A 5,644-nucleotide genomic window follows, 5' to 3' on the forward strand; every position below is an offset into this window, starting at 1 on the left:
CCGCTGCGGCCCGCGCCGGGGGCGGGCTTGGCGGCCGGGCGGCCGTTGCGGCGGGACTCGATCAGGCTCACGGCCCGCTCGGGCAGCCAGGCGGAGGCCGTACCGCTGTCGTCGGAGCCGGAGCCGAAGAGGTGGGGGGCCAGCTGGGACTGGAGGTCGGCCGGGTTGGGGCGGGCCGTCGCGTCCATCTGCATACAGGACTCGATGAGCGGACGCAGCTCGTCCGGAAGGCCTCCCAGGTCCGGGCCCTCGCGCAGCAGCATGAAGACCGTCTCGACCGGGTTGGCGCCGTGGAAGGGCGGATGCCCGGTGGCGGCGAAGACCAGCATCGAGCCGAGGGAGAAGACGTCGCTGGCGCCGGTGACGCTGCGGGAGTCCTTGGCCTGCTCGGGCGACATGTAGGCGGGAGTGCCGACGGCGACATTGGTCATCGTCAAACGTGTATTCGACACGCCGGACGCGATACCGAAGTCGATCACCCGGGGGCCGTCCTCGACGACGAGGACGTTCGACGGCTTGAGGTCCCGGTGCACCAGCCCCGCGCCGTGGATGGACTGGAGCGCCTCGGCCACGCCCGCCGCCAGCCAGCGCACCGCCTGGGCCGGCAGGGGGCCGCAGTCGTTCACTATCTCCTCGAGGGAGGGCGCGGGGACGTACGCGGTGGCCAGCCACGGCACGGCGGCGCGCGGGTCGGCGTCCACGACCGCGGCCGTGTAGAAGCCGGAGACGGCACGGGCCGCCTCCACCTCACGCGTGAAGCGGACCCGGAACAGCTGGTCCTCGGCCAGCTCCGTCCGGACGGTCTTGATCGCCACGCGCCGGCCGGACGCCGAACGCGCGAGATAGACCAGCCCCATGCCGCCGGCACCCAGCCGTCCCAGCACCTCGAACGGCCCGATCCGCCGCGGATCGTGCTGCGTCAGCTGATCCACCACTCTGCCTGCCACCTCCCCGTACGAGCCGCGCCAAGCCACATGTTCCACGCGACCCCGTGCAGCGTCTCACCACCGCACCGCCATGGCGGCACGCACCCTGATTCTTCCTGGCCGGAGCCCCGGTTGCGAACCGGGTGACAAATGGGATGTCTCGGCATAGAAATCATCAAACGATGACCAAATCCTGACTGGTCAGCGGCGCAGCAGCGCGAACGACGCCCCCTGATTGTCGGTGACGACGGCGACCTCGCCGTACGACGTCTCGAAAGGCGGGACCTGAACCCGGCCCCCGAGCCGCTTCACGTCCTCCAGCGCGGCCGCCACGTCCTCGACGGCGAAGTGCACGAGGAAGTGGGGCGGCATCTCGGCCGGATACACGTCGGAGACGGGGGCGCGGCCGAAGTCGGGCTCGGCGTCCGGCCCGAACAGGGCCTCTCGGAAGAGGTCGCCGTAGAAGGCGTTGGCCGCCTCGGTGTCCCGGGCGTACAGCTGGGCCCAGGCGAAGGTGCCCGGCTCGTGCCGCTTGCCGAAGCCGGGGTGCTCCTCCGGCTGCCACAGGTCGAAGACGGCGCCCTCGGGGTCGGTGACGAGCGCGGTGACGCCCAGGTCCCCGGCCGGCACCGGCGGGGAGACGATCTGCCCGCCCGCGTCCCGGATGCGCCGGGCCAGGGCCGGGGCGTCCGGGGTCGCGAAGTACACCGTCCAGACGGTGGGCAGCCGCCCGTCCACCTTGCGGACCAGGGCGGCCACCGGTTCGCCGTCCTTCAGCGCCTCGGTGAAGGAGCCGAACCACTCGTCCTCGAAGGTCCATCCGAAAAGTTCACCGTAGAACCGCTTGCCCGCCTCGACGTCGCCAAGCTGCGCGTCCACCCAGCAGGGGACGCCCTCTCCGTACACCGATGCCCTGTTTTCGGCCATGTCGCCAACGTAACCGCGACTGCCACACCCCGCAGACCAGGCACACCAGCCCCGGCACTTCCTTGCACCCCATTTGCAGTCGGCCGAATCGCGCCCCGATCACGCCTCGGTAAGCTGACGTCATGACAGGACAAGTGCGTACCGTCGACGGCCGCGTGGCCGGCCGACGTGGGCAGGCGACCCGGCAGAAGCTGCTCGACTGCCTCAGCGAGATGCTCAGCTCCTCCCCGTACCGGGACGTCAAAGTCATCGATGTCGCCCGGAAAGCGGGCACTTCGCCCGCGACCTTCTACCAGTACTTCCCGGACGTCGAGGGCGCCGTCCTGGAGATCGCCGAGCAAGTGGCCTCCGAGGGCGCCGCGTTGACGGAGCTCCTGGAGGGCCGCTCCTGGACCGGCAAGGCCGGCTGGCAGACGGCGCAGGAACTCGTCGACGGCTTCCTGGAGTTCTGGCGCAAGAACGACGCCATCCTCCGGGTCGTCGATCTCGGCGCGGCCGAGGGCGACAAGCGCTTCTACAAACTCCGGATGAAGATCCTCAACTCGGTCAACAACTCCCTGGCGGACACCGTCGCCGAGCTCCAGGCCAAGGGCAGGGTCGACAAGGACGTGAACCCGGCGGCCGTCGCCGGTTCGCTGGTCGCGATGCTGGCGGCCGTCGCCTCCCACCAGAAGGGCTTCTCCTCCTGGGGCGTGAAGCAGGCCGAACTGAAGCCGAACCTCGCCCTGTTGGTGCACCTGGGCGTCACCGGCCGGAAGCCGACGAAATAGCGCGGCGCGACAGCCTCTTACCTCCACGTCCTGTCTGGCAGGCGGTGGTCCACCCGGGTGGACCACCGCCTGTCGCGCTCTCCGCGCCCGGGCTACCGCCGTACGAGCCGGAACACCCGGATCTCCCGCTCCACCCGCGCCTGGTACGCCGCGTACGGCGGCCAGAACCGCAGCAGCGCCCGCCAGGCCGCCGCCCGTTCCTCCCCGGCCAGCAGCCGGGCCGTGACCGGGACGTCCCGGCCCTTCCAGCTGATCTCCGCGTCGGGATGCGCGAGCAGGTTGTGACTCCACGCGGGGTGCCCCGGCCGCCCGAAGTTGGACCCGACGAGGATCCAGGAGCGCCCGCCGCCCTCGGGCATGCAGGCCAGGGGCGTACGGCGGGGCAGTCCGCTGCGCGCCCCGGTCGAGGTCAGCACCACGCCGGGGAGCAGTTGCGCGCTGAGCAGCACCTTTCCCCTGGTCAGCCGGTGGACGGCGCGGTCGAGGGCGGGCACCACGTGCGGTGCCACGCGGGCGAAGCCCCTGGTCGACGACACCTTCTGCACCACACGCGCACCCCTCATGGGCCGGCCTCCTCGAAGACGTGTGCCGCGTCGGCCGCGTGCGCCCGCAGCCGGTGCACCGGCCCGAACAGCAGCTCGTCGCCCGCGGCACGCTTGAAGTACAGATGAGCCTCGTGCTCCCAGGTGAAGCCGATGCCGCCGTGCAACTGAATCCCCTCGGCGGCGGCGCGGTGCAGCGCGTCGAGCGCCTGGGCGAGGGCGAGAGCGCCGGCGGTCTCCTCGCGTGTGGTCGCGGTCGCGGTGACCGTGGCGCTGTCGGTGGCTTCGGCGGCGGCCGCCCAGGCCGCGTAGTACGCCGCCGAGCGGGCCGCCTGGACCTGGACGTACGCGTCGGCCAGCCGGTGCTTGACCGCCTGGAAGGAGCCGACCGGCCGGCCGAACTGCTCACGCTGCCCGACGTACTCGACGGTCCGCTCCAGCACCCGCCCGGCCGCCCCCACGGCCTCGGCGGCCAGGCAGGCGGCGGCGGTGTCACCGAGCCGGGCGAGGGCCGGAAGGGGGTCGACGGTCTCGTCCCCCAGCAACTCGGCTGATACGTAGCGTAGTTGGATCCGCCCCTGCGGGCGGGTGGCGTCCAGCGCGGTCCGCCGTGCGCGAGTGAGCCCGGCGGCGTCACCGCGCACCAGGAAGAGCAGGACGCGGGAGCGGGCGAACCCCCCGGTGTGCGCCGCGACCACGAGCAGCCCGGCGCTGTGCCCGTCGAGGACCTGGTCGACCTGTCCGTACAGCTGCCAGCCGTCCTCGGTCCGCCGGGCCTGGACACCCCCGGCCCGTCCCCCGCCGGCCCACTCTCCGCGCCGGTCGTGGCCGGTGAGCGCGAGGGCGGTGGTGAGGGCGGGCCCCGGTACGGCGAGGGCGGCGGTGAGTGCGCCGGAGGTGACGCGGGGCAGGAGGTCGGCGCGCTGGGCGTCGGTGCCGAGGGCGAGCAGCAGCGGGGTGGCGAGGACGGCGGTGGCGAGCAGTGGGGTGGGAGCGAGGGCGCGGCCCGTCTCCTCGCAGGCCAGGGCCAGTTCGGTCGCCGTGCAGCCGACACCGCCGTAGGTCGCCGGGAGGGCCAGTCCGGGCAGACCGAGTTGCTCGGCGAGGATGGTCCACAGGGCGGGGTCGTGTCCGGCCGGGGTGTCGACGGCGGCCCGCAGCTCTTCCGGACGGCACCGCTTGCCGAGCAGCTCGCGCAGGGTGCGGCGGATCTCGTCCTGTTCGTCGGTGAAGCGGGCGTCCATGGGGCACCTCTCTCCGCATCTGACGGTGCGTCATATTAGGACGGCGGAACAGGTAAGCCCAGAGCCCTGCCGCGCCCACCGCAATCTGATGTATCGTCAGATTTATGGTGGCGCGGAGGAAAGTGGCCGTCGTCGGCGTGGCCCTCTCGGACTGCGGCCGGGTGGACGACGCGACCCCGTACGCACTGCACGCCCAGGCGGCCCGCCGCGCCCTGGCTGACGCGGGCCTGGACCGGTCGCTGGTCGACGGCTTCGCCTCGGCGGGCCTCGGCACCCTGGCGCCGGTCGAGGTCGCCGAGTATCTGGGCCTGCGCCCCACCTGGGTCGACTCCACCTCCGTGGGCGGCTCCACCTGGGAGGTCATGGCGGCCCACGCGGCGGACGCGGTCGCGGCCGGGCACGCGCGCGCGGTGCTGCTCGTCTACGGCTCGACGGCCCGGGCGGACGTCAGGGCCGGCCGCCGCACCGGAACGCTGTCCTTCGGCACCCGGGGACCCATGCAGTTCGAAGTCCCCCACGGCCACACCCTGATCGCCAAGTACGCCATGGCGGCCCGCCGCCACATGATCGAGTACGGCACGACGATCGAGCAGCTGGCGGAGGTGGCGGTGCAGGCCCGGGCCAACGCGGCGCTCAACCCGGAGGCGATGTTCCGCACCCCGATCACGGTCGACGAGGTGCTGTCCGGGCCGATGATCGCGGACCCCTTCACCAAACTGCACTGCTGCGTCCGTTCCGACGGCGGGGCGGCGGTGCTGCTGGTGGCCGAGGAGTACGTCCGGGACTGCCGTACGTCGCCGGTGTGGGTGCTGGGGAGCGGGGAGTCCGTGTCGCACGCGGCGATGTCCGAGTGGCCGGACTTCACGGTGTCGCCGGCGGCGGTGAGCGGGCGGCTGGCGTTCGAGCGGGCGGGGGTGCGGCCGGCGGAGATCGAGGTCGCCGAGATCTACGACGCGTTCACCTACATGACGCTGGTGACGCTGGAGGACCTCGGCTTCTGCGGCAAGGGCGAGGGCGGGGCGTTCGTGGAGAAGGGGCGGCTGCGGGTCGAGGGCGGTGAGCTGCCGGTGAACACCGACGGAGGCGGTCTTTCCGCCCAGCATCCCGGGATGCGGGGGCTGTTCCTGCTGGTGGAGGCGGTTCGGCAGCTGCGCGGGGAGTGCGGGCAGCGGCAGGTGCGGCGGGCTGACGGCACACCGCCGCGACTGGCGGTGGCGTCGGGGACGGGGGGCTGG

General features: G+C 72.6%; 6 protein-coding genes. 2 read left to right on the forward strand and 4 right to left on the reverse strand.

What is annotated here, in order from left to right:
• Together K4G64_RS38050 and K4G64_RS38055 are read right to left on the reverse strand one after the other, a co-directional pair.
• Positions 1-935 (reverse strand): serine/threonine-protein kinase (locus K4G64_RS38050; RefSeq protein ID WP_221760431.1); only part of this gene is annotated, 935 nt, incomplete at its 3' end.
• Positions 936-1,127: 192 nt separating this feature from the next.
• A complete protein-coding gene (locus K4G64_RS38055) occupies positions 1,128-1,853 on the reverse strand; it encodes a VOC family protein (protein WP_221760432.1) in 726 nt (241 codons plus the stop codon).
• Positions 1,854-1,975: 122 nt separating this feature from the next.
• Between K4G64_RS38055 and K4G64_RS38060 the strand changes: the two genes are divergently transcribed.
• Positions 1,976-2,623 (forward strand): TetR/AcrR family transcriptional regulator, encoded by a 648-nt coding sequence (locus K4G64_RS38060; protein WP_260461540.1) that lies wholly within the window; start codon positions 1,976-1,978, stop codon positions 2,621-2,623.
• A 92-nt stretch (positions 2,624-2,715) separates the two neighbouring features.
• Here K4G64_RS38060 and K4G64_RS38065 read toward each other — a convergent pair whose 3' ends face one another.
• Together K4G64_RS38065 and K4G64_RS38070 are read right to left on the reverse strand one after the other, a co-directional pair.
• Complete coding sequence (locus K4G64_RS38065) at positions 2,716-3,186, reverse strand: nitroreductase family deazaflavin-dependent oxidoreductase (RefSeq protein ID WP_221760433.1); 471 nt, start codon at positions 3,184-3,186, stop codon at positions 2,716-2,718.
• Entirely contained in the window at positions 3,183-4,409 is a 1,227-nt protein-coding gene (locus tag K4G64_RS38070; RefSeq protein WP_221760434.1) for an acyl-CoA dehydrogenase family protein, read from the reverse strand. The genes K4G64_RS38065 and K4G64_RS38070 overlap by 4 nt, the downstream gene beginning before the upstream one ends.
• Positions 4,410-4,513: 104 nt before the next feature.
• Here K4G64_RS38070 and K4G64_RS38075 point away from each other — a divergent pair.
• Positions 4,514-5,644: acetyl-CoA acetyltransferase (locus tag K4G64_RS38075; protein ID WP_221760435.1), on the forward strand; the 1,131-nt coding region annotated here is incomplete at its 3' end.

Source organism: Streptomyces sp. WAC04114, assembly GCF_019733245.1.
Lineage (GTDB): Bacteria > Actinomycetota > Actinomycetes > Streptomycetales > Streptomycetaceae > Streptomyces > Streptomyces massasporeus_A.